Origin of the sequence: Polymorphospora sp. NPDC051019, from assembly GCF_040683055.1 — a bacterium.
GTDB lineage: Bacteria > Actinomycetota > Actinomycetes > Mycobacteriales > Micromonosporaceae > Polymorphospora > Polymorphospora lycopeni.
On sequence record NZ_JBFBCH010000026.1, the window covers coordinates 1 to 24,981 of the forward strand.

The 24,981-nt window shown below is 72.1% G+C and carries 26 protein-coding genes; 16 read left to right on the plus strand and 10 right to left on the minus strand.

Translation table 11 applies throughout. The features are described 5' to 3' along the window. The first annotated feature begins 207 nt into the window (after window positions 1–207). From AB0M79_RS31280 to AB0M79_RS31320, 9 genes are all read left to right on the plus strand, one after another. On the plus strand, window positions 208–861 hold the full coding sequence (locus AB0M79_RS31280; protein WP_364220964.1) for a DUF4178 domain-containing protein: 654 nt from the start codon (window positions 208–210) through the stop codon (window positions 859–861). A gap of 3 nt (window positions 862–864) precedes the next feature. Next, the gene (locus tag AB0M79_RS31285; RefSeq protein WP_364220762.1) at window positions 865–1,356 is read left to right on the plus strand and encodes a DUF2617 family protein; all 492 of its coding nucleotides are present in this window, start codon (window positions 865–867) and stop codon (window positions 1,354–1,356) included. Continuing rightward, entirely contained in the window at window positions 1,353–1,778 is a 426-nt protein-coding gene (locus AB0M79_RS31290; protein ID WP_357542180.1) for a DUF4247 domain-containing protein, read from the plus strand. The genes AB0M79_RS31285 and AB0M79_RS31290 overlap by 4 nt, the downstream gene beginning before the upstream one ends. A gap of 38 nt (window positions 1,779–1,816) precedes the next feature. Next, window positions 1,817–2,242: a DUF350 domain-containing protein gene (locus AB0M79_RS31295; RefSeq protein WP_364220765.1), complete on the plus strand. Its 426-nt coding sequence runs from the start codon at window positions 1,817–1,819 to the stop codon at window positions 2,240–2,242. A gap of 142 nt (window positions 2,243–2,384) precedes the next feature. After that, window positions 2,385–3,932, plus strand: coding sequence for a polyamine aminopropyltransferase (locus AB0M79_RS31300; RefSeq protein ID WP_364220967.1), 1,548 nt, complete (start codon window positions 2,385–2,387; stop codon window positions 3,930–3,932). 142 nt (window positions 3,933–4,074) lie between these two features. Next, window positions 4,075–4,782 carry a hypothetical protein gene (locus AB0M79_RS31305; RefSeq protein ID WP_364220768.1) on the plus strand — a complete coding sequence of 236 codons (708 nt, stop codon included), beginning with the start codon at window positions 4,075–4,077 and terminating at the stop codon, window positions 4,780–4,782. Between the two features lie 105 nt (window positions 4,783–4,887). Next, window positions 4,888–5,697, plus strand: coding sequence for an SDR family oxidoreductase (locus AB0M79_RS31310; RefSeq protein ID WP_364220771.1), 810 nt, complete (start codon window positions 4,888–4,890; stop codon window positions 5,695–5,697). 127 nt (window positions 5,698–5,824) lie between these two features. After that, window positions 5,825–6,364 (plus strand): orotate phosphoribosyltransferase, encoded by a 540-nt coding sequence (gene pyrE, locus AB0M79_RS31315; protein ID WP_357542188.1) that lies wholly within the window; start codon window positions 5,825–5,827, stop codon window positions 6,362–6,364. 57 nt (window positions 6,365–6,421) lie between these two features. Then, window positions 6,422–6,799: a metalloregulator ArsR/SmtB family transcription factor gene (locus tag AB0M79_RS31320; RefSeq protein WP_212824755.1), complete on the plus strand. Its 378-nt coding sequence runs from the start codon at window positions 6,422–6,424 to the stop codon at window positions 6,797–6,799. A gap of 252 nt (window positions 6,800–7,051) precedes the next feature. Here the strand turns inward: AB0M79_RS31320 and AB0M79_RS31325 are convergent, their stop codons facing one another. The 6 genes from AB0M79_RS31325 to AB0M79_RS31350 all read right to left on the minus strand — a co-directional run bounded on the left by AB0M79_RS31325 (window position 7,052) and on the right by AB0M79_RS31350 (window position 13,644). After that, window positions 7,052–7,819 carry a VTT domain-containing protein gene (locus tag AB0M79_RS31325; protein WP_364220970.1) on the minus strand — a complete coding sequence of 256 codons (768 nt, stop codon included), beginning with the start codon at window positions 7,817–7,819 and terminating at the stop codon, window positions 7,052–7,054. Between the two features lie 73 nt (window positions 7,820–7,892). Then, window positions 7,893–10,433 carry a polynucleotide kinase-phosphatase gene (locus tag AB0M79_RS31330; RefSeq protein ID WP_364220776.1) on the minus strand — a complete coding sequence of 847 codons (2,541 nt, stop codon included), beginning with the start codon at window positions 10,431–10,433 and terminating at the stop codon, window positions 7,893–7,895. A gap of 70 nt (window positions 10,434–10,503) precedes the next feature. Then, window positions 10,504–11,973, minus strand: coding sequence for a 3' terminal RNA ribose 2'-O-methyltransferase Hen1 (locus AB0M79_RS31335; RefSeq protein WP_364220779.1), 1,470 nt, complete (start codon window positions 11,971–11,973; stop codon window positions 10,504–10,506). Window positions 11,974–12,031: 58 nt separating this feature from the next. After that, window positions 12,032–12,610: a YdeI/OmpD-associated family protein gene (locus AB0M79_RS31340; protein WP_364220782.1), complete on the minus strand. Its 579-nt coding sequence runs from the start codon at window positions 12,608–12,610 to the stop codon at window positions 12,032–12,034. Continuing rightward, complete coding sequence (locus AB0M79_RS31345; protein ID WP_364220785.1) at window positions 12,607–13,224, minus strand: type IV toxin-antitoxin system AbiEi family antitoxin domain-containing protein; 618 nt, start codon at window positions 13,222–13,224, stop codon at window positions 12,607–12,609. Before AB0M79_RS31345 ends, AB0M79_RS31340 begins: the two co-directional genes overlap by 4 nt. A 210-nt stretch (window positions 13,225–13,434) precedes the next feature. After that, window positions 13,435–13,644 (minus strand): hypothetical protein, encoded by a 210-nt coding sequence (locus tag AB0M79_RS31350; protein ID WP_357542201.1) that lies wholly within the window; start codon window positions 13,642–13,644, stop codon window positions 13,435–13,437. A gap of 129 nt (window positions 13,645–13,773) precedes the next feature. Between AB0M79_RS31350 and AB0M79_RS31355 the strand changes: the two genes are divergently transcribed. From AB0M79_RS31355 to AB0M79_RS31365, 3 genes are all read left to right on the plus strand, one after another. Next, window positions 13,774–14,163 carry a phage holin family protein gene (locus AB0M79_RS31355; protein WP_364220788.1) on the plus strand — a complete coding sequence of 130 codons (390 nt, stop codon included), beginning with the start codon at window positions 13,774–13,776 and terminating at the stop codon, window positions 14,161–14,163. 131 nt (window positions 14,164–14,294) lie between these two features. Then, a complete protein-coding gene (fbaA, locus tag AB0M79_RS31360; protein WP_364220791.1) occupies window positions 14,295–15,320 on the plus strand; it encodes a class II fructose-bisphosphate aldolase in 1,026 nt (341 codons plus the stop codon). 146 nt (window positions 15,321–15,466) lie between these two features. After that, window positions 15,467–15,985, plus strand: coding sequence for a hypothetical protein (locus AB0M79_RS31365; protein WP_357542207.1), 519 nt, complete (start codon window positions 15,467–15,469; stop codon window positions 15,983–15,985). Between the two features lie 32 nt (window positions 15,986–16,017). On the opposite strand, the gene AB0M79_RS31370 is transcribed toward AB0M79_RS31365, so the two are convergent. Beyond that, on the minus strand, window positions 16,018–17,199 hold the full coding sequence (locus AB0M79_RS31370; protein ID WP_364220794.1) for a hypothetical protein: 1,182 nt from the start codon (window positions 17,197–17,199) through the stop codon (window positions 16,018–16,020). Between the two features lie 90 nt (window positions 17,200–17,289). Between AB0M79_RS31370 and AB0M79_RS31375 the strand changes: the two genes are divergently transcribed. Continuing rightward, window positions 17,290–17,718 carry a DUF3151 domain-containing protein gene (locus AB0M79_RS31375; protein ID WP_357542211.1) on the plus strand — a complete coding sequence of 143 codons (429 nt, stop codon included), beginning with the start codon at window positions 17,290–17,292 and terminating at the stop codon, window positions 17,716–17,718. Between the two features lie 15 nt (window positions 17,719–17,733). Here the strand turns inward: AB0M79_RS31375 and AB0M79_RS31380 are convergent, their stop codons facing one another. Next, entirely contained in the window at window positions 17,734–19,530 is a 1,797-nt protein-coding gene (locus tag AB0M79_RS31380) for a chromosome partitioning protein (protein ID WP_364220973.1), read from the minus strand. A gap of 512 nt (window positions 19,531–20,042) precedes the next feature. Beyond that, window positions 20,043–21,029, minus strand: a complete 987-nt coding sequence (locus tag AB0M79_RS31385; RefSeq protein ID WP_364220797.1) for a hypothetical protein — start codon at window positions 21,027–21,029, stop codon at window positions 20,043–20,045. A 127-nt stretch (window positions 21,030–21,156) separates the two neighbouring features. Between AB0M79_RS31385 and AB0M79_RS31390 the strand changes: the two genes are divergently transcribed. The 3 genes from AB0M79_RS31390 to AB0M79_RS31400 all read left to right on the plus strand — a co-directional run bounded on the left by AB0M79_RS31390 (window position 21,157) and on the right by AB0M79_RS31400 (window position 24,472). Beyond that, window positions 21,157–22,446 (plus strand): adenylosuccinate synthase, encoded by a 1,290-nt coding sequence (locus tag AB0M79_RS31390; RefSeq protein ID WP_364220800.1) that lies wholly within the window; start codon window positions 21,157–21,159, stop codon window positions 22,444–22,446. Between the two features lie 56 nt (window positions 22,447–22,502). Further along, window positions 22,503–23,750, plus strand: a complete 1,248-nt coding sequence (purD, locus tag AB0M79_RS31395; protein ID WP_364220803.1) for a phosphoribosylamine--glycine ligase — start codon at window positions 22,503–22,505, stop codon at window positions 23,748–23,750. A gap of 101 nt (window positions 23,751–23,851) precedes the next feature. Then, entirely contained in the window at window positions 23,852–24,472 is a 621-nt protein-coding gene (locus AB0M79_RS31400; RefSeq protein WP_364220806.1) for a hypothetical protein, read from the plus strand. 49 nt (window positions 24,473–24,521) lie between these two features. Here the strand turns inward: AB0M79_RS31400 and AB0M79_RS31405 are convergent, their stop codons facing one another. After that, window positions 24,522–24,974 (minus strand): SCP2 sterol-binding domain-containing protein, encoded by a 453-nt coding sequence (locus tag AB0M79_RS31405; RefSeq protein ID WP_364220809.1) that lies wholly within the window; start codon window positions 24,972–24,974, stop codon window positions 24,522–24,524. Window positions 24,975–24,981 lie beyond the last annotated feature (7 nt).

Below are 24,981 nucleotides of genomic sequence, written 5' to 3' on the forward strand. Positions count from 1 at the left end.
CGGCGTAGGGGAAGAAGAAGTCCGGGTGCTGCGCGCAGGCGTCGAAGACCGGCTCGTTGCCCTGCCCGCCCCACCACCTGTTGGGTACCCGGGCGTCCGGCCGCGCCGACGTTCCCGAACCCTCATGGATCACCGCCAGCGTGCGGCACCTGCGGACACTTGTTACCGTCGTTGCCCACCACCGGGTGGCCTAAGGAGGCGGGCGTGTTGAACGGGTCGACGGCGTGGCTCGTGGCGGGACTCGGCTGCCTGCTCGGCGTCGCCGGCGTCGTCGTCGCCCTGTGGGCCGTGCAGTCCGCCAAACGGAAGGCCGCCCCACCGCCCGGTCCGGTCCGCGGCACCGACCCGTTCCGGTCCCACGACGACGACGCCGACGCGCTACGCGGCGACCCGCGCCGCCTCAGGCCCGGCGACATCGTCGAGATCCGCGGCACGTCGTACGGGGTCCGGGGCTCGCTGCGCTTCGACGAGGGCGGCTGGAGCTGGACCGAGCACCTGATCGACGACGCCAGCGGGGCCAAGCTGTGGCTCTCCGTCGAGGAGGATCCGGACCTCGAACTCGTGCTGTGGACCGTGGTGCCGTCCGCGACCGTCACCCCCGGCCTGCCGACCATCGACTTCGACGGCCGGCGCTACGTCTCCGACGAGTCCGGCCTGGCCCGCTACACCGCCACCGGCACGACCGGGCTCCAGCCGACCGGCGGCGTCCGCTACCACGACTACACCTCCCCCGACGGGGCCCTGCTGTCGTTCGAGTCGTACGGCGACAGCATGAAGTGGGAGGTTTCCCGGGGCGAGAAGCTGCACCGCGCCGAGGTGCTGGTCTATCCACAGGCCGGGCCACCCGCGAAGGCCGGGTGAGCCGTGCTGGTCACCCTCGCCACCCCGTACGCCGACACCATCGCAACCGACCTGAGCTTCGCCCTCGGCCTGCCCGAGCAGCCCGCCCTGCACGTGCTCGACCTCGCCCGTCTCGGCCTGCGGCTGCGCCTGCTCGGCGCCTCGCACCAGGTGGTCCTCGACACCCCGGCCGGCCCGCTGACCGAGACGGTGGCCTGCCTGCCCGGCCGCGCTCCGGCGCTGCCCGCGGCGGTGGCCGACGAGGCGGCCGGCTATTCGTTCACCTCCCGCGTGCACCGGCTCGACCGGGCCGGGATGTCGGAGCGGATCGGGCTGCTGCGCGGGCGGCTCGCCGACGACCCGTACGCGCTGGTCGGGGTGTTTCCGGGCGGGGCCGACGCGGTCACCGCCCTGCACGCCTTCTCCGCCGGGCCGACGGTCGGCTGGCACACGTGGCACGCGTACCCGCAGAGCGGTGAGCTGGTGGAGACCGAGACGGTGGTGACGGTGCGGTGAACAGGCGTGGCTGGCTCGTGGTCGGGGTGTCGATGGCGCTGGTCGGCGCGCTGGTGGCCGGGGCCGCGATCGTCTTCGGCACGTTCTCCGCCCGCGCCTGGGTCGAGGACCGCTACTCCCGCTCGGTGGCCGACGACATCGGCCGGGACGCGACCGCCTACCGGTCCGACCAGAGCCCCGCCCGGGTCGCCGACGAGATCACCGGCTCCTGGAACCCCGACGACCGCTACGTCGACGACAGCGGCGTCTACCTGCGCTACGACGACGACTCGGTGGTGATCCTGCCGCTGGCCGCCGGGTCGCTGATCCTGCTGGAACGGATGTCGACCGCCCATCCGCGTTACCACAGCACGGTCGGCACCGCGTGGGTCTGGGGACGCGACACGAACGTCCGGGGTGGCGGCCCCGGCGCCGGCAAGTAACCCCCTCCGTCCACCGCCTGCCCCCGGGAGCCGCAGAGATGTTGGAAGACCTGTTCACCGACCTGCTGGTCGTACTCGCCTACGGCGGGGTCGGCGTCGTGCTGATGGCGATCGGCTACGTCCTGGTCGACGTCGCCACGCCGGGCCGGCTGCGGGACCTCATCTGGACCGAGCGCAACCGCAACGCCGCCCTGCTGCTGGCGTCCAACCTGGCCGCCGTCGGCATCATCGTCATCGCCGCGATCACGGCCAGCGCCGACGACCCCGTCGACGGCCTGATCAGCGCCGGGGCGTACGGCCTGCTCGGTCTGGTCATCATGGCGGTGTCGTTCCTGCTGCTGGACGCGGTCACCCCGGGCAAGCTCGGCGAGCTGCTGGTCGACGCGCAGCCGCACCCGGCCGTCTGGGTCAACGCGGTCGTGCACCTGGTCACCGGCGGCGTGATCGCGGCGGCGATCCTGTGACACCGGCGGCGTCGCCGCCCGTCGCGCGGTGAGCGCGTCGGCGGACCCCGCCGCCACGACCGGCGCGGACCAGGCCGGTACGGACACCGACACCGGCACGGACCGGACGGACCAGGCCGGTAGGGACGGTGGTGCCGTCGGCGTGGCCGGGCACCGGTGGCGGCTCGCCCGCGCCGCCGTGCTGGCGGCCGTCTTCGTCTGCGCCGCCTGCGGCCTGGTCTACGAGCTGGCGCTGGTGGCGCTCGGCAGCTACCTGATCGGTGACACGGTCGGGCAGGCGTCCATCGTCCTGGGCGTCATGGTCTTCGCGATGGGGGTCGGCGCACTCGCCGCCAAACCGCTGCAGTCCCGCGCCGCCGCCGCCTTCGCCGCCGTCGAACTGCTGCTCGCCCTGCTCGGCGGGTTGTCGGTGCTGCTGCTCTACGCCGCCTTCGCCTGGCTGGACCTCTACGGACCCGCGCTCGTCGCGACCGCGTTCGTACTCGGCCTGCTGATCGGTGCCGAGATCCCGCTGCTGATGGTTCTCCTGCAACGCATCCGGGAGCAGTCGGCCGGCAGCGCGGTCGCCGACCTGTTCGCCGCCGACTACGTCGGCGCGCTGCTCGGCGGGCTGGCCTTCCCGTTCCTGCTGATCCCGGTTTTCGGCCAGTTGCGCGGTGCGCTGGTCGTCGGGGCGGTCAACGCGGTCGCCGGTCTCGCCCTGGTCTTCACCGTCTTCCGGCGCGACCTGGGGCCCCGGGCCAAGGCTGGGCTGACCGCCGGGGCCGTCGCGGTCACCCTCTGTCTCGGGTACGCCTATCTGGTCGCCGAGGACTTCGAGGTGACCGCCCGCCAGCAGCTCTACCGGGATCCGGTGGTGCACGCCGAGCGCAGCCGCTACCAGGAGATCGTGCTGACCCGGTCGGTGGCCCGTGGCGGCCAGCCCGACCTGCGCCTGTTTCTCAACGGCGACCTGCAGTTCAGCTCGCTCGACGAATACCGCTACCACGAGGCGCTGGTGCATCCGGCGCTCGCCGGCGCGCGCGGTTCGGTGCTGGTGCTGGGGGCCGGTGACGGGCTCGCCGTACGCGAGGTGCTGCGCTATCCCGACGTGTCGGCGGTGACCGTGGTCGAGCTGGACCCGGCGGTGGTGGCGCTGGCCCGTGCCGAGCCCGCGTTGCGGGCGCTGAACGGCGACGCGTTCGCCGACCCCCGGGTACGCCTGCTGCACACCGACGCCTTCGGCTGGCTGCGTACGGCGGCGGAACGGTTCGACGCGGTGATCGTCGACCTGCCCGACCCGGACGAGACGGCGACCGCGAAGCTGTACTCCGTCGAGTTCTACGCGCTGGTGCGGCAGGTGCTCGCCCCCGGGGCCCGCATCGTCGTGCAGGCCGGGTCGCCGTACTTCGCGCCGCGGTCGTACTGGTGCATCGAGGCGTCGATCCGGGCGGCCGGCTTCGCCGTGACGCCGTACCACGTGGACGTGCCGTCGTTCGGCGACTGGGGTTTCCTGCTCGCCGGGCCCGGCCCGGGGGCGCCGCCACTGGAGTTGCCGGCGGGGGCACCGCCGCTGCGGTTCCTCGACGCCAACACGCTGGCGCTGGCCGCGAACTTCCCGCCGGACCGGGCCCGGCTCGACGTACCGGCCTCGACGCTGCTGCAACCGAGGGTGCTGGAGTACGCCCGGGCGGAGTGGCGCGGCTACTGAACGCTTTCCGGAGCTGGGCGGCTGGTTGTTTTACGACTTTTGTCGACCAGGCGATTCTTCCGTCGCACGACGCGCGCGGGTTTGGTGAAACAACGGTGCAGGGTACCGCTACGGTGGTTTCTGGATCTAGGAAGGGAGAAACGTGTCGATTCCGACGAATCCCGGCCGGCCGGGCCCAGCCGCGCGCCCGAGCACGGTCACCATCTCCGGATATCTGCTCTACGCGGTGGCCGCCATTCTGGCGATCACCGGGCTTCTGTCGCTGGTCACGATCGGTCCGATCAGCGACGTATACAGCGAGTCGTACGCCGGTACGGAACTCGAGGGCACGGAGAGCTTCGTCGTGGTCGGCGTCATCGCCACCCTCGTCGTCAACATCCTGCTCGCCATCGGGCTCGCCGTCCTCGCCGTCCTCAACCTCAAAGGCAAGAACGTCGCCCGGATCATCACCTGGGTGGTCGGTGGCCTCGGTGTCTGCTGCCTCGGCTTCGGCCTGATCGGCTCGTCCGCCACCAGCAGTTTCGGGGCGCCGACGACCGGTGACCTGCCGGATCCCGCCGAGATCCAGGAACGGACGATGGAGGCCCTGCCGGGCTGGTACAACCCGCTGTCCATGACGCTGAGCGTCATCGCCCTGCTGGCCCTGCTCGCGGCCCTGATCCTGCTGGCCCTTCCGGCCTCCAACGAGTACTTCCGCCGGGCCGGCCACGGCGGCGGCGAACCGCCGCTGCCCGGAGGGTCCTACCCCGGCTACCCGCAGTCGCCGGGCGCCGAGCCGGGCTATCCGCAGGCGCCCGGGTCGGATCCCGGCTACCCGCCCGCGCCCGGGAGCAACCCGCCGCCCCGCTGACCCGACGACCACCCGCGATCCCCGTTCGGCTCAGCCGTTCGGGGATCGCGCGTTTGCAACCCCGGCCGGCCCGAACCCGACCCGAGCCCAGTGAGGACAGGAACGATGGCAGCACCCAAGGAGCACCGTCGCACCGCACTGATCACCGGCGCCACCGCCGGGATCGGAGCGGCCTTCGCCGAACGCCTCGCCGCCGACGGCTACGACCTCGTGCTGGTCGCCCGGGACGGGCAGCGTCTGGCGGTGTCCGCCGCCGACCTGTCCGAACGGCACCGGATACGCGCCACCGCGCTGCCGGCCGACCTGTCCACCGACGACGGCTGCGCGCTCGTGGAGGACCGGCTGCGGGCCGCCGACGAGCCGGTCGACCTGCTCGTCAACAACGCCGGGATCAGCCTGCACAAGCCGTTCCTGCGGTCCAGCGTCGCCGAGGAGACCCGCCTGTTGCGGCTGAACGTGCACGCGGTCATGCGGCTGACCCTCGCCGCCGTGGCCGGCATGACCGAACGGCGGCACGGGGCAGTGATAAATGTCTCTTCGGTCGCTGGGTTCGGTCCGGTCATGCCGGGATCGACGTACTCGGCCAGCAAGGCGTGGGTGACCAATTTCAGCGAGTCGATAGCCATGTCGGTGCGCCGGTTCAACGTACGGGTGATGGCGCTGTGCCCCGGATACACCCGAACCGAGTTCCACGACCGGGCCGGCATAGACATGTCGGGGCTGCCCGGTTGGCTCTGGTTGCGGGCCGAGAACGTGGTCGACGCCGCGCTGCGGGATCTCGGCCGGGGGCGTCTGGTGAGCGTGCCGGACTGGCGCTACAAGAGCGCTACGTTCGCGCTGCGTCACGCCCCGCGTGGACTGATCAACTCAGTGACGCGCGACACTCGCGGTCGGATTGGCCGCGCGGAGCGATGATCGCAACCGTCCAGAGTCACCAGCCAGCCGACTGGCCCACCTGCAGACTCATCTAACGAGTCAATCTTTGCCCCGGTGCCCGGGCCGACAGTTTGCTTCACAGAGTTGAGCAGTACCCTTGTGCGCCATGGGGGACCACGACGACCTGCGTAAATTCATCACTGAACTTGCCGTGGTGCACGGACGGGTGGTGCTGTCATCGGGGCGTGAAGCGGATTGGTACGTCGATCTGCGACGAGTCACGTTGCACCACGCGGCGGCCCCCCTGGTGGGTAGTGTGCTGCTAGACCTCACTGCGGACTGGCAGTTCGATGCGGTTGGCGGTCTGACGTTGGGTGCGGACCCGGTGGCTCTTTCGATGCTGCACGCCGCTTCGGCGAGGCAGCGGCGACTCGACGCCTTCGTGGTGCGCAAGACCGGCAAGGCACACGGATTGCAACGGCGGGTCGAAGGACCCGACGTGAAAGGCCGTCGGGTGCTGGCGGTTGAAGACACCTCGACCACGGGTAGCAGTGTGCTGACCGCGGTCGAGGCTCTGCAAGAGGCCGGGGCAGAGGTGGTCGGCGTGGCAGTGATCGTCGATCGCGGTGCGGGCGAAGCGGTGCGGGCCGCTGGTCTGCCGTACCGAGCGGCCTATTCGTTGGCTGACCTTGGCCTTGTGGCCTAAAAGTTTGCCGATTCGGACCGGCCGATATGCAGGCAGGTCAATGCTCTTGGTGGAAGGATGGATTACGTGGGAACTGCGTTGGCTGAAATGACAATGCCTCAGATCTCGCCGCTGGCCGGCGAGCCGATCGAACGTGCCGACGCCGAGCGACTCGCGGGAGTCCTCAAGGCGCTCGCCGATCCTGCCCGACTGCGGCTGCTCAGCCTCATTCAGTCGGCGCCGGAGGGCGAAGCCTGCGTCTGCGACCTGACCGCACCGCTCGGCCTCTCGCAGCCGACCGTGAGCCACCACTTGCGCATCCTCACCGAAGCCGGCTTGCTGGAGCGGGAGAAGCGCGGTGTGTGGGCTTACTACCGGCTGGTGCCGACCGCGATCGCTACGATCGCGGACCTGCTGACTCCGCCGCGTAAGCGGGCCACCAAGAAGGCTCGCTGAATCAGACAGTGGTCCTCGTCTGGCGTCCCTCCGCAGTGAGGTGACGCCAGACGGTTCCGCCGGCCGGTGACTTCCCGCAAGTCACCGGTTTTGCCCGGCTGCGCACAGACCCCGCCACCCTGGCGGACGCCGTGCGAGGCCGGGCTGACGTGTCCCTGGCCCCGGTCGCCGCTGGTTCGGCACCGGTGGGCCAAACACGGCTGCGGGCGAGGAATCCCCCCGCCCGCAGCCGTTTTGTGTCGGTAGCCGTGTTCAGCCGCGCTCGTATCGCTCGCGGGCCGTCTCCTGGGCGGCGTGGGCGATCGCGTCCCGCTCCGCCTCGGCCAGCGCCGCCTGGTCCGCCGGCTTCGGTTGCCGGCGTCCCGCCAGCCAGGCGCGGCCGAACTCGATGATGATCGGCAGCACCGACAGGAAGACGATCAGGATCAGGATGAACTCGATGTTGGCCTTCACGAACGGGATCTGGCCGAGGAAGTAGCCGAGCACCGTCACGCCGGTGCCCCACAGGATGCCGCCGACGATGTTGTAGATGACGAACGTGCGGTAGTTCATCTTGCTGACGCCGGCCACGATCGGCGTGAACGTCCGGACGATCGGCACGAAGCGGGCCAGCACGATCGAGCGGGGACCGTACTTCTCGAAGAACTCGTGCGCCTTCAGCAGGTTCTCCTGCTTGAACAGCCGCGAGTTCGGACGCCGGAACAGCGCCGGCCCCACCTTGCGGCCGAACATGTAGCCGACCTGGTCACCGGCGATCGCCGAGAGCGTGATTAGCAGACACACCAGCCACAGCGGGTACGGCAGGTACTGACCGTCCGCCACCAGCAGACCGGTGGTGAACAGCAGCGAGTCTCCCGGCAGGAAGAAGCCGATCAGCAGGCCGGACTCGGCGAAGACGATGACCAGGATGCCGATCAGCCCGAACGTCTGGATCAACCACTCCGGGTCGAGCCATTCCGGGCCGAGGGCGAGTGGCGTGGTTGGCGGCACGAGAGAGTCCTCCGAGTCTTGCCATCCGATTGGCCCGGCCCTTCCCGGGCGGGCGGCGACGACAGCAGTCTAGGCGTCCTGCCTGAGAGTCGGGTGGCTACCGTCACAGCCGGGGGTCCACCGGCTCCGACTCGCAGGCCAGGATCGCGAACACCAATTCGTGCCGGCGCCACAGCGGCGCCCCCTCGGTCAGGCGGTCCAGAGCCGCCAGCCCCAGCCCGTGCTCGCGTAGCGCCAGCCCGCGCTTGCGGCCCAGCGACCGCTGCCGCAACGCGGCCAACCGCTCCGGTGCCGTGTACTCCGGGCCGTAGATGATCCGCAGATAGTCGCGCCCCCGGCACTTCAGCCCCGGCTGCAACAGCCGTCCCCTGCCGTCCAGTGCGGCCGGCCCGGCGTACGGCTTGACGACCATGCCCTCGCCACCGGCGGCGGTCAGCTCCGACCACCAGTCGGTCGCCGCCGCGACCTGCGCCTCGTCGGCCAGGTCGACGACCGTACGCCGGGTCGGCGTGAACGTCTGCGGATCGGCGGCACACAGCCGGTCGGCCAGCGCCAGATGCCAGCCGTGGTCCCGGTCGGTGTACGCCGTACCCGCCCCGGCCAGCACCGCGAACGGCGCCAGCGTCACCCCGGTCAGCCCGTCCGTCGGCCGGACGTACGCCCGGTAGGCGTCGGTGTAGTGGGCCAGGTCGGCGGCCCGGCCGATGGTCCGCTCCCGCAACTCGTCGACGGCGAGCCCGCGCGCCGCCGCCCCGGCGAGCACGTCCAGTACGGCCGGCAGCGCCGCCCGTCCGGCCGCACCGACGCTGGCGTACTGCTCGCGGATCAGGCCGGTCGCCTTCGCCGACCACGGCAGCAACTCGCAGTCCAGCAGCAGCCAACCGGTGGCCAGTTCGTCCCACAGTCCGGCCGACGTCACCGCCGCCCGGACCCGGGCCAGCAGCGCCTCGTTCAACGCCGGGTCGGCGAAGAACGGCCGGCCCGTACGGGTGTAGACGACTCCGCCGCCCTCGCCGAAGCCGGCGGTCACCCCGCCCCCGTCTTCTCGGACGACGAGTACGACGCACCGCGACCCCATGTGCTTCTCCTCGCACACCACCCGGTCGACACCGGCCGCCCGGTAGTCGCCGAACGCCTGCGCCGGATGCTCCAGAAAGCCGTCGACCGTCGACGTCGACGACGGTGCCATCGTCGGCGGCAGCCACGGCAGCCAGCGCGGGTCGACCGCGAACCGGCTCATCACCTCCAGCGCGGCGGCGGCGTTCTCCGCCGCGATCGTCGTGGTGCCGTATCCGTAGTCGTGGTGCCGTCGCCCGGCCACGTCGGCGAGGTCGAGCACGCCCGGGTCGCGTACCGGCTCGACCGGAACCAGCGGGCGGACCGGCGGGTAGTGTTCCCGCTCCGCCGGCACCGAGACCAGGTCCCGCTCCGGATAGCGCAGCGCCGTCAACTGCCCGCCGAAGACACAACCGGTGTCGACACAGATCGTGTTGTTGACCCACTCGGGTGTCGGGGTCGGGGTGTGGCCGTACACGACCGTCGCCGACCCCCGGTAGTCACGCGCCCACGGATAGCGCACCGGTGCGCCGTACTCGTCGGTCTCGCCGGTCGTCTCGCCCCACAGCGCGAACGCCCGCACCCGGCCGGAAGCCCGCCCGTGGTATTCCTCCTTGAGCCCGGCGTGCGCGACCACCAGCCTGCCGCCGTCGAGCACGTAGTGGCTGACCAGGCCCTCGATGAACTCCTTCGCCTCGGCGACGAACGCGGGATCCTCGGCGTCGAGCTGCTCCAGCGTCTCGGCCAGCCCGTGCGTCACCCGTACCTGCTGGCCGCGCAGCTTGCGACGCAGCTTCTCCTCGTGGTTGCCCGGTACGCAGATCGCGTTGCCGGCCGCCACCATGCCCATCACCAGGCGCAGCACCCCGGGCGAGTCCGGGCCGCGGTCGACCAGGTCGCCGACGAAGACCGCGGTACGCCCCGCCGGATGCGTCGCGTCGACCGGCCGGCCCAGCCCGTCGCGGCGCAGCACCCAGCCCAGCTTCTCCAGCAGCGCCTCCAGTTCGGCCCGGCAGCCGTGCACGTCACCGACGATGTCGAACGGACCGGTCACCTCGCGACGGTCGTTGTACAGCCGCTCGTACCGGACCCGCGCCGCCTCGACCTCGTCGACGCCGCGCAGCACGTGCACCTTGCGGAACCCCTCCCGGCCCAGCTGGCCGAGCGAGCGCTTCAGGTCCCGCTGCATCCGGGCGAGCACGTGCCGGCCGAAGTCACGTTCCGGCCGGTCACGCGTACGCTCCCAGCACACCTGCTCCGGCACGTCGAGCACGATCGCCACCGGCAGCACGTCGTGTTCGCGGGCCACCTTCACCAGTCCGGCCCGGGCATGCGGCTGGAGGTTCGTCGCGTCGACCACGGTGAGCCGGCCGGCCCGCAGCCGCTTGCCGGCCACGTAGTGCAGCACGTCGAACGCGTCCGACGAGGCGGACTGGTCGTTCTCGTCGTCGGCGACCATCGCCCGGAACGTGTCCGACGACAGCACCTGGGTCGCCGCGAAGTGCCGCCGGGCGAACGTCGACTTGCCGGACCCGGACAACCCGACGAGCGCCACCAGCGCCAGCTCGGGGATCTCCAGCTCGCTCACGTCGTCACCTCGCTTCGCTCGGCGCCACCGTGTTCTCGGCTGAGCCCGATGGTTCGCTCGCTGCGCTCGCTCACTGGGCCTGTCCTTCCGTCGGTCGGGTGGTCTCGGCCCGGTTGAACAGGGCGAGCTGGGTCGGGGGGCCGACCTGCGGATCGTCGTCGCCGACGCCGGAGAACGCGACCGTGTAGTCGTACCGGTCGGCGACCTCGGTCGCCCACCGGGTGAACTCGGCCCGGGTCCACTCGAACCGGTGGTCGGGATGCCGCGTCGCGCCCGGCGCCAGCCCCTCGTAGCGCACGTTGTATTCGACGTTCGGAGTCGTCACCACCACCGTCCCCGGCCGGGCGTGGCCGAAGACCGCGTCCGCCAGCGCCGGCAGCCGCGGCGGGTCGACGTGCTCGATGACCTCCATCAGTACGGCCGCGTCGAACCCCCGCAACCGGTCGTCCCGGTACGTCAACGCCGACTGCCACAGCTTGATCCGGCCACGCTGCCGATCCGGCAGCCGGTCGAGCCGCAGCCGCCGCTCGACCATCTCCAGCAGCCGGGCCGATACGTCGACGCCGACGATCTCGGTGAACCGGCGGTCCCGGGCCAGGTCGCCGAGCAGCGCGCCGCCGCCGCAACCGAGGTCGAGCACCCGGGTGGCGCCGACCTCGGCGAGCGCTGCCAGCACCGCGGCCCGGCGCCGCACCGCCAGCGGCCGGCGGACCGTCTCGTCGGCGGCCGGGCCGGCGGCGTCCGGTTCCACCGTGTCCGGGTCCGGCGCGTCCTCGACCAGCCGCTGCTCGGCCAGCCGGGCCAGCGCCTGCCCGGCCAGCGCGCGGCGGTGTGCCAGGTAGCGCCGGGTGATCAACCCGTGCTCCGGGTGGTCGGCGAGCCAGCCGGTGCCGGCCCGCAACAGCTTGTCGATCTCGTCGGGAGCCACCCAGTAGTGCTTGGCGTCGTCGAGCACCGGCAGCAGCACGTACAGGTGGTTGAGGGCGTCGGACAGCTGTACGGTGCCGGCCAGGGTCAGGTCGACGTAGCGGCTGTCGCCCCACTGCGGATACCGCTCGTCGAGCGGGATCGCGGTCGCGGTGACCGTCCAGCCCAACGGGGCGAACAGCCGGCCGGCCAGTTCCGCACCGCCCCGGCAACGCAGCACCGGCACCCGCACCTCCAGCGGGATCGCGGTCGCCGCCAACTCCGGGCGGTCCTTCGAACTGCCCCGCAGCGCCGACCGGAACACCTTGGCCAGGGCGGCGGCGAGCAGGCTCGACGCGGCGTAGGACCGGTCGTTGACGTACCGGCCGAGGGTGAAGTCGTCCGGCATCGCCCCCGGCTGACCCTTGCCGCCCCTGCCCTTCGCACCCGACAGCCGCAGCGGATCGACGTCGAGCAGCAGCGCGGCCGTGCAGCGCTGCGGCGTCGCCTCCGGAAACAGCACGTGCGCGGTGCCGGTCGGCATCTCGAACGAATGTGCCCGGTCGGGATGCTTGACCAGCAGATAGCCCAGATCCGTCGCCGGTTGGTGGGTGGTGGACACGGTGATCAGCACACCGGCGATGATGGCAGCCGGAGGCCCTGCCCGGCGCCCCGGTTTTTCGGTGCCGGGTCTACTGCGGGTACGGCGTCTCCCCGCGCGCCAGCATCCCGACCAGGTTGGCGATCCGGCGTTGCCTGGTCGCGTCGGTCGCGGCGGTGGTGACCCGGTGCAGGACCGCGTACCGGTTCTGGCCGTTCAGCGTCGCGAACTTCGCCGCGGCGGCCGGGCTGTCGTCCAGCGCCCTCGCCAGATCCGGCGGCATCTCGATACCGGCCGGCCCCTGGTAGGCCCGCTCCCACCGGCCGTCAGCCTTGGCCCGCTCGACCTCGGCGACCCCGCGCGGGCGCATCCGCCGCTCGGCGGTCAGCCGGGCCACGTTCTGCACGTTGCGGGCCGACCACAGGCTGCGTTGGCGACGGGGCGTGAAGCGTTGCCGGTAGGTGCGCTCGTCGACCCGCTTGGCCTGCCCGTCGATCCAGCCGCTGCACAGGGCCTCGTCGAGTGCCTGCGCGTAGCTCAGCGACGTGGGATCGGTGACACCTTTGCGGGCCAGCAGCAGCCAGACACCGTCGGAACTGTCCTCGTTGGCGTCGAGCCAGGCCCGCCACGCCGCGCCGTCGGGGACGACCAGGACATCAGGATCGGTCATCCCGCCACTATCGTCCGCCGGGCGGTCCGGGTCTTGTACTTTCCCGACGTGTCCGCGGCCGTCTCCTGCCGGCGCTCCGGGCGTGGATCACCGAGCGGTACGACCTCACGGGCCTGCCGTACGCCGCGCAGCCCGTCGTGCCGCGTCACCTCGGTGGCGAGGGCGGACGGGGTGCTGGCCTGCGCCCGTAACGCGGCGTCGACCACGGCGAGTGCGTCGATCCGGGAACAGGTCCGGGCCAGGTCGACGACCACTCGTTCGGGTGCCGCGCAGGGCAGTCCGGCCATCTCGACCGGGATCAGGGGCAGCACGGCCTGGTGGCCGACGACGCCGTTGATCTGGGGGACGGGACGACCGGTCGGGCTGACGACGTGGATTCGGTCGGTCGGCACGACGTCGAAGCCGTACAACCGGGCGGCGGTGTGGAACCCGAAGACGGTGTCGGGTGGCAGCACCTGCCGAACCGCGTGCAGGCGGTTGGTGAAGGACGGCGGGCCGCCGGACACGTATGTTCCCCGCGAGATCCGGTGCAGGGCGCCGGCGCGTACCCGGTCCTGGATCTGGTTCGGGCTGAGGCCGCGCGCGAGCAGATCGGCGTACCGCCAGGTCGTCATGCCCGAGAGCGTGGCCATCGCCGGACCCGGCCCGCCACCCCGTACCCGGAACCTGTGGACAACCGGGTGCCCTGTGGATAACCGGCGGTCCGCCGCCGCCGTGCACGCCCACCCCGCCCTACGCGTTGATCGAGGAGTAATCGTGGGTCTTTCGTCCGTTCCTGCCCACGACTAGTCCTTGATCAACGGGAAACCCCGCCGGGCCGCGGGCTAGCGGTAGTCCTCGTCGAGGTTGACTATGCGGGACTGTTCGGCCGCGTCCCATTCGGTGACTTCCAGGCCGCGGTGCATCTCGGGTTCGTCCTCGGCCGGATCGGCGACGGTCGCCTGCTCGACGGCGTCGGCCTGCGGCGTTTCCGGGTCGCGCTCGTCGGGAGCAAGGTGGTCGCCGGGTGCGAAGTCCTCGTCTGGCCTGGTCATCGCCGCCTCCTCGCGGTTCGCGGTGCTGAACTCACCGTACGGGTTGACATCCGTGCCCGCCGGGCGCCGTCGTTAAACGAGTCATCCATTTCCGTGTCACGACTGGTCCTGCGGTGACACGATGGGACCGTGGGGATTCTGATCCGATTGGTGGTCAACGCCGTCGCGCTGTGGGTGACCACACTCGTGGTGCCGGGGATCGACGTGACCGGCGGGTCGGCCGGCCGTAACGTGCTGACACTGCTGGCGGTCGCCTTGATCTTCGGCATCGTCAACGCGGTGATCAAGCCGATCGTCAAGGTGGTCGGCTGCATCTTCTACATCCTGACCCTCGGTCTGATCGCCCTTGTCGTCAACGCCCTGTTGTTCCTGCTGACCGACTGGCTCGCCAGCGCGCTCAACCTTCCGTTCCACGTGGACGGCTTCTGGCCGGCGTTCTGGGGCGCGATCGTGATGGCCGTCGTCGGCTGGGCGATCAGCCTCGCGGTGCCCGACCGGTGGGAGGGCACCAGGGCCTGAGGCGGCCGGGGCCGATTCTCGGCCCGCGAAGCAACTACGGGATACTGCCGGGCGGAGGACAGCGCGGTCCGGCGCACACACCCAGGACACTGCGGCCCGTGGCCGTGAGCGGTCAGTAAGGAGCATTTGTCATGCCCATCGCTTCCCCCGAGGTCTACGCCGAGATGCTCGACCGCGCCAAGGCCGGCGCGTTCGCCTACCCCGCGATCAACGTGACGTCCTCGCAGACCCTCAACGCGGCCCTGCGCGGCTTCGCCGACGCGGGCAGCGACGGCATCATCCAGGTGTCGACCGGTGGCGCCGAATACCTGTCCGGCCCGACCGTGAAGGACATGGTCACCGGCTCGGTGGCGTTCGCGGCGTACGCGCACGAGGTGGCGAAGAACTACTCGGTGAACATCGCGCTGCACACCGACCACTGCCCGAAGAACAAGCTCGACGGGTTCGTCCGCCCGCTGCTCGCCATCTCGAAGGAGCGGGTCGCCAAGGGCGGCGAGCCGCTGTTCCAGTCGCACATGTGGGACGGCTCGGCGGTGCTGCTGGAGGAGAACCTCCAGATCGCCGAGGAACTGCTCGCCGAGGCCGCCGCCGCCAAGATCGTGCTGGAGATCGAGGTCGGCGTCGTCGGGGGCGAGGAGGACGGCGTCGTCGGCGCCATCGACAACAAGCTCTACACCACGGTCAGTGACGGCATGGCGATGGTCGACCGGCTCGGGCTGGGCGAGAAGGGCCGCTACATGGCGGCGCTGACGTTCGGCAACGTGCACGGCGTCTACAAGCCCGGCAACGTCAAGCTCCGCCCGGAGATCCTCAAGGAGATCCAGGACGCGGTCGGTGCCAAGTACGGCAAGGAGAAGCCGCTCAGCCTGGTCTTCCACGGCGGATCCGGCTCGCTGCTGTCGGAGATCCGTGAGGCGCTCGACTACGGCGTGGTCAAGATGAACATCGACACCGACACCCAGTACGCCTTCACCCGCCCGGTCGCGGACCACATGTACCGCAACTACGACGGCGTGCTCAAGGTGGACGGCGAGGTCGGCAACAAGAAGATGTACGACCCCCGGGTCTGGGGCAAGGAGGCCGAGGCCGGCCTGGCGCAGCGGGTCGTCGAGGCGTGCGAGCACCTGCGTTCGACGGGCACCTCGCTGAGCAAGTGATCTTTCAGCGTCACCGGACGGGCGTCACGATTTCGTGGCGCCCGTCGCCGTGTCCGCCGTCACCCCCGGTCACCGCCTAGAATTGTCCGATTCGGAGGTTGGCGTACGCCCCACGCCGGCCTGCCCCCGGACGGTGGAGGTCGGTCGTGCTCGGCATCGAGGGCTACGAGCCGCAGTGGACCCACAGTGCCCGTACCCTCGCCGCCGCCCACCGGGCCCGGTTCAGCCGGCTCGTCGGACGGCCGCTCGTCGGGGCCTGGCTGATGTGGGACGTCGACCAGCGGACCTGGTTCGCCGGCGGACCGGTGATCCTCGGCTTCGGCGACGTCAACGTCGAGGTGACCCACCGCAAGTTCGACGAGTGCGCGATCACCTGGAACCAGATCGACATGTCGATGCCGCTCGACTGGCCCGGCGTCACCCTGGACTGGCGGGCCGACGGACACGAGGCGCTGCGCGGTGCCCGGGGCCGCCGGCTGCTGGCGGTGAACGTGATCGAACGGATCATGCCGTCGCCCTGGCGGCCCCGGGTGCTGCACGCCGTCGAGTTCCTCTTCGACGGCGCCCGGCTGGCCGTCCACAACGCACTCGACGAGAACGGACTGACCGACTCGCCCGAGGTGGCCCTGCCGATCGGCTTCTGGCGCCGGGTCTCGGTCGCCTGAAGCGGACCGCGGGCACCCGGGCGACCCGCCGGTCAGGCTGTCAGCAGCCGTACGACGTCGTCGACATCGTCGGCCAGGTGGACGGTCTTGGACAGGTCGCCGTCGGGTGACAGCGCCAGCAGCGGTCGCAGCAGCGCCTCGACCGGCAGGGTCTCGGTCCAGAACGCCCGGTCGAGGAAGACGTACGGCCCGCTGTCGCCGTCGGTGCGGTAGAAGGTCTTCGTCGCCGCCTGGAAGACCTCCTGTACGGTGCCGGCCCGCCCGGCGGCGAAGACGATCCCGCCCCGGGCCAGCCGCAGGATGGTGTCCTCGCGGATGGCGTTGGAGAAGTACTTCGCGATCTGGCCGGCGAACAGGTTGGCCGGCTCGTGGCCGTAGAGCCAGGTCGGGATGGCGAGCCCGCCGCACCGGGCCCAGTCGTCCGGATCGGCCGGCCCGAACCGTTCACGTACGTCGAGTGCCGCGGCCGTGTACGGGTCGTGGTCGTGGAAGTCCGGTGCGCCGGCCAGCAGGTCGATCGCGGCCGCCAGTTCGTCGGCCGTCCGGCTGGCGAGGTAGGCGCCCAGGTTCGCCGCCTCCATCACCCCCGGGCCGCCACCGGTGACGACCAGCCGGTCGGCGCGGGCCAGCCGCCAGCCGATCGCGGCGGCGAGCCGGTACGTCGCCGTACCCCGGGGCACCGCGTGCCCACCCATCACCCCGACCACCGAGGCCGGGCCGTGGGTCGCCAGCCAGGCGTCGGTCACGTGGGCGAGGGCGTTGTCGATGGCGTGGTCGTGCAGCCGCTGCGCCAGCGCCTCACGGATCTCCGGCAGCGCCCCGCCGTGCGCCCGGAAGTGCTCGTAGACGGCGGTGTCGTACATGCCGGCGAACCCGGCGGCGCCGAAGCCGGCGGCCAGGTCCGGCGGGGTGTAGAGCCGGGACGGGTGGATCGCGTACGGCAGCGCCCGGAACGGCGGGACCACGTGGGCGCCGCGCAGCACCACCTCCGCCTCGACGGCGCGGGACGCGAAGCGGCACCCGATGAACAGGGTGTCGGTCAGGTCGACCGTGGCCAGGTCGGGAACCGGCTCCTCGTCGAGCCGCAGCCCTTGGACGGTCAGGCCGGCGAGGCTGCCGGCCCGCAGGTGCAGGTCGAGTTCGGCCCGCGACTCGATCTCGTCGGGCGAGTTGTCGTGGGGGAGCAGGACGTCGATCGGCGGTGGGGTGGACACGCCGCCATCCTGCCCGGTGCCGGCAACCGGGACGGACGCGTACCCCGCCCCTGGATCGGCCCGGTCCGGTGCGGCGGGTTGAATGGGTTCATGCAGAACCTGTTGCCCGAGCCGCCGCCGACCCTGCTGCCCGCCGACGACGACGCCGAGGCGGCGCTCGCCGCCGCCGAGAAGGAGGAGACCGACGAGGCGTACGCCTCGGTCGCCGCACGTTTCCCGACCCACAGCGGGGCCTGGGCCGCGCTCGGCGCCCGGGCGTTCGACGCCGACCAGGTCGTCGCGGCGTACGCCTACGCCCGTACCGGCTACCACCGGGGCCTCGACCAGCTGCGCCGCAGCGGGTGGAAGGGCCACGGCCCCGTGCCGTGGTCGCACTCGCCCAACCGCGGCTTCCTGCGCAGCCTGCACGTGCTGTCGAAGGCCGCCGGTCAGATCGGCGAATCCGACGAGGCGGCCCGGTGCGCCCAGTTCCTGCGCGACTGCGACCCGGCGGCCGGCGACGCGCTCGCGAGTTCCTGAGCCGCCGCCAGCCCGTCACAACCCGACGGCCACCGCCGCGGCGATCTTCAACCAGGCGTCGCGGGTGGCCGTCGACAACTGCCCGTAACGGACCGGCTCGCCACTGTCGATGAGCCGCTCGTACGGCGCCAACAGCACCGCCCGGGTACGCGCCGAGAAGTGGCGCTCGATCGCCGGCAGGTCGATCTCCTTGCGGGACGGTGGCATCGACACGACGGTGATCGCCTGGCGGACCAGCCGCTGCCGGCCGGTCTGCTCCAGATGGTCGAGCATCCGGGCGGCCGGTTCGGCCGAGTCGTTGCGGGCCGACATGGTCACCACGAGTTGGTCGGTGGCGTCGATGGCGGCCTGCCAGTTCTCCGCCCGTACGTTGTTGCCGGTGTCCACGAAGATCAACTTGTAGAACCGGCTGACCACCTCGCGGATGTCGCCGAACGCCATCCGGGTCAGCATCTCGCCCGCGGTCGCCGACTCGTCCGAGGCGAGCACGTCGAACATGCCCTCGCCCTGCGCGCGGACGTACTGCGACAGGTCGCCGACCCGGCCGTGCGTGCCCCGGAACTGGTCGAGGTCGCGCAGCAGGTCACGGACCGTACGCGAGTGGAAGTCCTGCTGCGCCCGCATGCCGAGGGTGCCCTGCGTCTCGTTGTTGTCCCAGGCCAGCACGTATCCGCCGCGCTTCTGGCCGAACGTCATCGCGAGCAGCAGGATCGCCACCGTCTTGCCGGCACCGCCCTTGGGGTTGACCACGGTCACCTGGCGCAGCCCGCCGAAGTTGCGGCGGACCATCTCGATGTCGTGCTTGATCTCCTGCTCGTAGCGGCCGGGACGCATCTTGACCAGCCCGAGCGTGGTCTTGTTGACCGCCGCCCGGACCCCCATCGTGGCGACCGGGTCGGGTGGCCGGACCGCCCGCCGCCGGGCGAACTCCTCGGCGGTCGGGATGACCGTTGGCGGCCGGCCGGGACTCGGGGGCCCGCCATACGGCCCGCCGGGCGCACCGGGCGCGGGCTGACCGGGCGCCGGGTGACCAGGTGCGGGGTGACCGGGTGCGGGGTGACCGGGGGCCGGGTGACCGGGCGGTGGCAGCGCGGGGCCGGGCTGGCCCGGCGGCATGCCAGGGGTGTAGACGGAACCCGGATGGCCGTACGGCGGGGCAGCGGGTCCGGCGGGCGATGGGGCGGCCGGCCCGGTGGGTGCGCCCCGTCCGGGCTGGCCGCCGTGTTCCACCGCCGGCGGTGCCGAACGGGGGACCCCGGTGGGAACCCCGGAATGGCCCACGACACCGGGATGGCCCCCGGTATCGGGATGGCCCGCGTTGCCGGAATGGTGCCCGGCACCGGGAGGGACGCTGGTCGGGGCGGGGTAGGTGCCGTCCGGCGGCGGGCCGGCGGGACGAGGCTCGGGACGGCCGGGCTCGTCGGGGTCGACCGCCGGGGGCACGTCGCGAAGCGGCATCTGGTGGATTCCGGTCGCCTTGTGCGGTTGGGGCGCCGCCACCCCGGGCGCCGCCGGGCCGGAAGGCGTCGGGCCGGAGGGCTCGGGACCGGAGGGCGTCACACCGGAAGGCATCGGGCCGGAAGGCATCGCGCTGGGTGCTGCCGGACCCGACGCTGGGCCGGGCCGTTCCTGCCAGGTCGGCGTGCCGGGTTGGGCCGTCGGCCCGTACGACCAGGGCGAGACCGGGCGTGGCCCCGGCGGCGGCCCGGGCTGCGCCGGCACCGGGGGCTGCGGTGGCACCGGGGACTGATGCTGATCCGGTGGCGGCGGCGCACCCCACGCCGGGGCGGCGGCCCAGGCCGGCCGCGCCACGGGCTCGGGGCGGGCCGGTGGCTCGGGCCGGACCGCCGGATCGGGCTGCTCCGTCGGGGCGGGGCCCGGTTCGGGCTGTGTGGTGGGCGCCGGACCCGGTGGCTGCGTCAGGCCGGCATCCGGTCCGGGCGGACCGTCGAGCGGGACCGGCTGGTCGAGGGAGGACGCCCCCGGGCCTTCGGGCGGCTCGGGGCTTCCGGCCGGCCGGGGCGCCTGATCGCGCCGGTCGCCGAGGATCGGGACCAGCTGGGTCCGCGACGCGACCGCGTGCGGGCGGCCGTGCACCGGCCCGCTCTCCGGTACCTCTCCGTCGGGCTCCTCCGGCGGCCAGTACGGCTCCTCGGACCAGGTCGGGCCGGTTCCGGCGGGCCCCGGCGGGGGCTCCGGACCGGTCCACCTCGGCTCGCTCGCGCCCGGCACGTACAGCCGGTCTGCATGATCGTTCGCCACGGCGGCCTCCCCTCGTCCCTACGAGGATAGGTAAGCCGGCCAGATCGCACCCGTTGCCGACATCAACCGGGGTAGACCGCCCAGGCACCCGGCTCGGTCCACCAGGACCGCTTCCGGCCCAGTTCGCCGGCCACCCCGTCGTCGAGGTACGGCACCTCACCGTCGCGCGGAACGACCGCGGTCGCCCGCCCCCGGGCGCGGCGTACCTCGAGGCGTACCCGTGATCTGCGCCACCGTGACCGGACGGTCACCGGGACCGCCACCGCGACCTCGACCAGGCCGTCGGCCGGGTCGGCGTGGGCCAGCAGGGTCACGTCGGACAGCGCGGCGTAGCCGCCGGCGTTGCCGATCGCGCAGGCGAGCAACGGTTCGTCGCCGTTGCTGAGCACCGTGTCGTCGACCTCGACCCGGCCCCGCCAGGCCAGCGGCCGGCCGGCCTCGTCGGCCCCACCGAGCAGGGCACCGTCGAGAGTGACCGAACCGCCGTCGTTGCGGAGCAGGTCGAGGCGGCGGACCCGGTCGCCGAGCACGGCCGCGGCGACCGCCGCCGGGTCGCGGGGCAGGCCGAGTTGGGCCGCCAGGTCGTGCTGGTCGGCGCCCCGGGCCGGGTCGAGCGGCAGGATGCCGATCGCCGGCAGGTCCGGCAGGGTGCGGTTGGCGGCGAGATCGGCGGGCCGGCGGCTGGGCGGCGGGGCGTACCGCCGGACCATGCGGCGCATCACGGCGCGTAACTGCCCGTCGCTGGCCGTAGCCACCACCAGCCGGGTCTTCGCGTCCTCGTCGGGCCAGTCGAGGCCGTCCGGCCGGGCCGGGCCGTCGAGCCGGGCCAGCACCGAGTCGATCTCGGCGTCGGAGTGCGCGGTCACCGTCGTCACCCGGGCGCCGGCCGCGGTGAGCGCGTCCGCGCAGTTCAGCACCGGTACGCGGGGTGTCTCGGCGCACTCGTCGCCGGCCGGTCCGGACGCGCCGCCGCAACAGCCGCCGCCGGTGCCGCAACCCGCCCCGCCGTCGTCGGCGGAGCCGAGCGTGAGCAACACCACGTCGTACACGCCGATGGCCTCCTGCCTCGAGATACAGCCCTTTGCCGGCCGTACCGTAACTTCTTGTTAGCCTGACACCTCGGGCTCGCCACGCGGTCGCCACCTGGCACCCGAGCCCTTCGGAGGCGGGATTTAGATGCCAGCGATCGTGCTCATCGGCGCTCAGTGGGGCGACGAGGGCAAGGGCAAGGTTACCGACCTGCTGGGCGAGCGGGTCGACTACGTGGTGCGCTACTCGGGCGGCAACAACGCCGGCCACACGGTGATCACCCCCGACGGCCAGAAGTACGCCCTGCACCTGATGCCCTCCGGGGCACTGTCACCCAACGCGATGATCGTCATCGGCAACGGTGTCGTGGTCGACCCGAAGGTGCTGCTCGCCGAGATCGACGGCCTCGCCGAGCGCGGTGTCGACGTGTCCCGGCTGCGGATCTCCGGTGACGCGCACCTGATCATGCCGCACCACCGGGCGATGGACCGGGTGGTCGAGCGCTACCTCGGCTCGTCGCGGATCGGCACCACCGGCCGGGGCATCGGCCCGGCCTACGGCGACAAGGTCGCCCGGATGGGCATCCGGCTTCAGGACCTGCTCGACCCGGGCATCCTGCGCAAGAAGCTGGAGCTGGTGCTGCGGGAGAAGAACCAGATCCTCTTCAAGGTCTACAACCGCAAGGGCCTGGAGGCCGACGCGGTCGCCGAGGAATACCTGGAGTACGCGGAGCGGCTGCGGCCGTACATCGCGGAGACCCGCACCATGCTCTGGGACGCCCTCGACCGGGGCGAGACCGTGCTGATGGAGGGTGCCCAGGCGACCATGCTCGACATGGACCACGGCACCTACCCCTTCGTGACGTCGTCCAACCCGACCGCCGGCGGGGCGTGCGTCGGCGCCGGAATCCCACCGACCGCCATCTCCAAGGTCATCGGCGTGACGAAGGCGTACACCACCCGCGTGGGGTCGGGGCCGTTCCCGACCGAGCTGTTCGACGACAACGGCATGCACCTGCGCAAGATCGGCGCCGAGTACGGCACCACCACCGGCCGGGAGCGCCGCTGCGGCTGGTTCGACGCGGTGGTGGCCCGCTACGCCACCCGCCTCAACGGCATCACCGACCTCGTGGTGACCAAGCTCGACGTACTGACCGGCCTGGAGAAGGTGCCGATCTGCGTCGGCTACGAGATCAACGGCGAGCGGTTCGACGACATGCCGATGACGCAGACCGACTTCCACCACGCCGTGCCCGTCTACGAGGAGCACGACGGCTGGTGGGAGGACATCTCCAAGGCCCGCACCGAGGCGGACCTGCCGGAGAACGCCCGCCGCTACATCGCCCGGATCGAGGAACTCTGCGGCACGAAGGTGTCCGTGGTCGGGGTCGGCCCCGGCCGTGAAGAGAACGTCGTCCGCCACCCGCTGCTGCCGTAGGACCTCCGTTCCCACTCTTCCCCCCAAGGAAATCCCACTCTTCCCCAAGGAAAACAGTGCGCGTACTTCTCATCGGTGGTGGCGGGCGGGAGCACGCCCTCGCGCTCGGGCTCGCCGCCGACCCGTCCGTCGACCACCTGATCGCCGCACCAGGCAACCCGGGTATCGCCGAGGTCGCCGAGCTGCGGACAGTCACCCCGACCGATCCCGACGCGGTCGCGGCGCTCGCCGTCGAGACCAACGCCGACCTGGTGGTGATCGGCCCGGAGGCGCCGCTGGTGGCCGGGGTCGCCGACGCCGTACGCGCCAAGGGGGTCGCCGTGTTCGGCCCGTCCGCCGCCGCCGCGCGGCTGGAGGGCTCGAAGACGTACGCGAAGGAGATCATGGCGGCGGCCGGGGTGCCGACCGCCCGCGCCCACACCTGCACCGACCCGGACGCGGCGGCTCGGGCGCTCGACGACTTCGGTGCCCCGTACGTGGTGAAGGACGACGGCCTCGCCGCCGGCAAGGGGGTCGTGGTCACCGACGACCGGGAGGCCGCGCTGCGGCACGCCGCCGAGTGCGGCCGGGTGGTGATCGAGGAGTACCTGTCCGGCCCCGAGGTCTCGCTCTTCGTGGTCACCGACGGCGAGGCGGCGGTGCCGCTGCTGCCGGCCCAGGACTTCAAGCGGGTCGGCGACGGCGACACCGGGCCGAACACCGGCGGCATGGGGGCGTACGCGCCGCTGCCGTGGGCGCCGCCCGGCCTGGTCGATGAAGTGATGGCCAAGGTCGTCCACCCGACCCTGGCGGAGCTGCGCCGGGCCGGGAACCCGTTCGCCGGCCTGCTTTACGTCGGCCTGGCGATCACCGCCGACGGTCCCCGGGTGATCGAGTTCAACGCCCGCTTCGGCGACCCGGAGACGCAGGTGGTGCTCGCCCTGCTGGAGACGCCGCTGGCCGGCCTGCTGCACGCGGCGGCGACCGGCACGCTGGCCGGGCACCCGCCGCTGCGCTGGCGCCCCGGTGCCGGGGTGACCGTGGTCGTCGCGTCGGACGGCTACCCGGCGGCGCCGCGCACCGGGGACGTGATCGCCGGCGCCGACCGGCCGGGCATCATCCACGCCGGCACCCGCCGGGCCGACGACGGCGCACTGCTGTCGGCCGGCGGCCGGGTGCTCTGCGCCACGGCGACCGGCGCCGACCTGGCCGCCGCCCGGGAGACCGCGTACGCCCTGGTCGACGGCGTACGGCTGGACGGCTCGCACCACCGCGGCGACATCGCGCTCGCCGCCGCCGAGGGCCGGGTGACGCTGCCCGGCTGACGCTGCCGGCACGAAAGCGGGATTCGCGGATGTCGCTGCGTTCCTAGCGTGGAACACATCACCGGTCGTGCGGCCGGGGTGATTCCCGCTAGGAGCGAATCATGAAGCTGTCCACCACGACCCGCCGGGTGACCGGGTCCGTCACCGGCCGGGCCGCACTCGTCTTCGCCGGGGGTGCGCTCGCCCTGCTGGCCACCGGCTGCAGTGTGCAGGTGACTCCGGCGCCGGGCACTCCAAGCGCCGCGCCGGTCGAGTCGACCGCACCGGCCCAGCCGACCGGTGAAGCCTCGCCCGTGGTCAGCGCCACGCCGGCCGGGCTACCCGGCGGGATGCCCGGCGGCCTGCCGACCAAGGGCGCTCCGGGGGGCGGCCACCCGACCCAGGGCGGCGGGCACCCGACGAAGCCGCCGGCCGGCGGCACGTCGATCGTCTACTTCAAGGTCGTCCAGAAGCCGACCTGCCCGAGCGGCACCGACCCGGGCCGGTCGCTGATCCTCGGGTGGAAGACCACCGGCGCGACGGCGGTCGCGCTGTCGGCCGACAACCCCGGCATGGTGGGCAGCTACGGCACCTACCACGGCAACGAGGGTTCGCAGGAGTTCTCGTTCTCGTGCGCGGACAAGGGCAACACCGAGACGCACACCTACACGATCCACACGATCGGCGACGGCCCGCAGCGGTCGAAGACCATCAACGTCTCGTTGCGGGTGCCGCAGAGCTGAACGACGACCGGGTCGGCGCCACCGGCGCCGACCCGACCGCCGCGCCCGGCTACGCCTTCGGGATGTCGAAGAGGTTCGGGATGCTGGCGGCCAGCGCCATGTCGCCCTTCGCCTTCACCTTGCCGGTCATGAAGAGCATGACCGGGTTGGCGCCGCCTGAGATGATCTTCAGGAACTCGACCGGGCCGACGGTCAGGGTCAGCTTCGGCTCGCGCTGCGGCGGCTTCGCGGTGGTGCAGGTGCCGTTCTCGATCACGACCTCGTACGTGTCGGAGCCGCCGTCCGGGGCGCCGGTGATGACCCAGTGCAGCACCGTGTTGGTGTTGGCGCCCTTGTCGGCGCGGAAGAGCGAAGGCATCCGGTTGAACACCTCGTCGAGGACCTTGCCGCGTACGTCGCTCTGCATCACCTGCGCGATCTGCGCGTCCGGGGTGGCCTTGACGAGCCTGGCGAACTCCTGGGGCTCTACCGAGGCGAACGTGGCCGGGTCGAAGTCGGTCATCGCTGAT

What these genes read in the sequence shown, in the direction of transcription:
- AB0M79_RS31295 (WP_364220765.1), top strand. Translation starts at nt 1,817, where the DNA reads ATGTTGGAAGACCTGTTCACCGACCTGCTGGTCGTACTCGCCTACGGC.
- AB0M79_RS31310 (WP_364220771.1), top strand. Translation starts at nt 4,888, where the DNA reads ATGGCAGCACCCAAGGAGCACCGTCGCACCGCACTGATCACCGGCGCC.
- pyrE (WP_357542188.1), top strand. Translation starts at nt 5,825, where the DNA reads ATGGGGGACCACGACGACCTGCGTAAATTCATCACTGAACTTGCCGTG.
- AB0M79_RS31320 (WP_212824755.1), top strand. Translation starts at nt 6,422, where the DNA reads ATGGATTACGTGGGAACTGCGTTGGCTGAAATGACAATGCCTCAGATC.
- AB0M79_RS31340 (WP_364220782.1), bottom strand. Translation starts at nt 12,610, where the DNA reads ATGACCGATCCTGATGTCCTGGTCGTCCCCGACGGCGCGGCGTGGCGG.
- AB0M79_RS31345 (WP_364220785.1), bottom strand. Translation starts at nt 13,224, where the DNA reads ATGACGACCTGGCGGTACGCCGATCTGCTCGCGCGCGGCCTCAGCCCG.
- AB0M79_RS31350 (WP_357542201.1), bottom strand. Translation starts at nt 13,644, where the DNA reads ATGACCAGGCCAGACGAGGACTTCGCACCCGGCGACCACCTTGCTCCC.
- fbaA (WP_364220791.1), top strand. Translation starts at nt 14,295, where the DNA reads ATGCCCATCGCTTCCCCCGAGGTCTACGCCGAGATGCTCGACCGCGCC.
- AB0M79_RS31375 (WP_357542211.1), top strand. Translation starts at nt 17,290, where the DNA reads ATGCAGAACCTGTTGCCCGAGCCGCCGCCGACCCTGCTGCCCGCCGAC.
- AB0M79_RS31390 (WP_364220800.1), top strand. Translation starts at nt 21,157, where the DNA reads ATGCCAGCGATCGTGCTCATCGGCGCTCAGTGGGGCGACGAGGGCAAG.
- AB0M79_RS31400 (WP_364220806.1), top strand. Translation starts at nt 23,852, where the DNA reads ATGAAGCTGTCCACCACGACCCGCCGGGTGACCGGGTCCGTCACCGGC.
- AB0M79_RS31405 (WP_364220809.1), bottom strand. Translation starts at nt 24,974, where the DNA reads ATGACCGACTTCGACCCGGCCACGTTCGCCTCGGTAGAGCCCCAGGAG.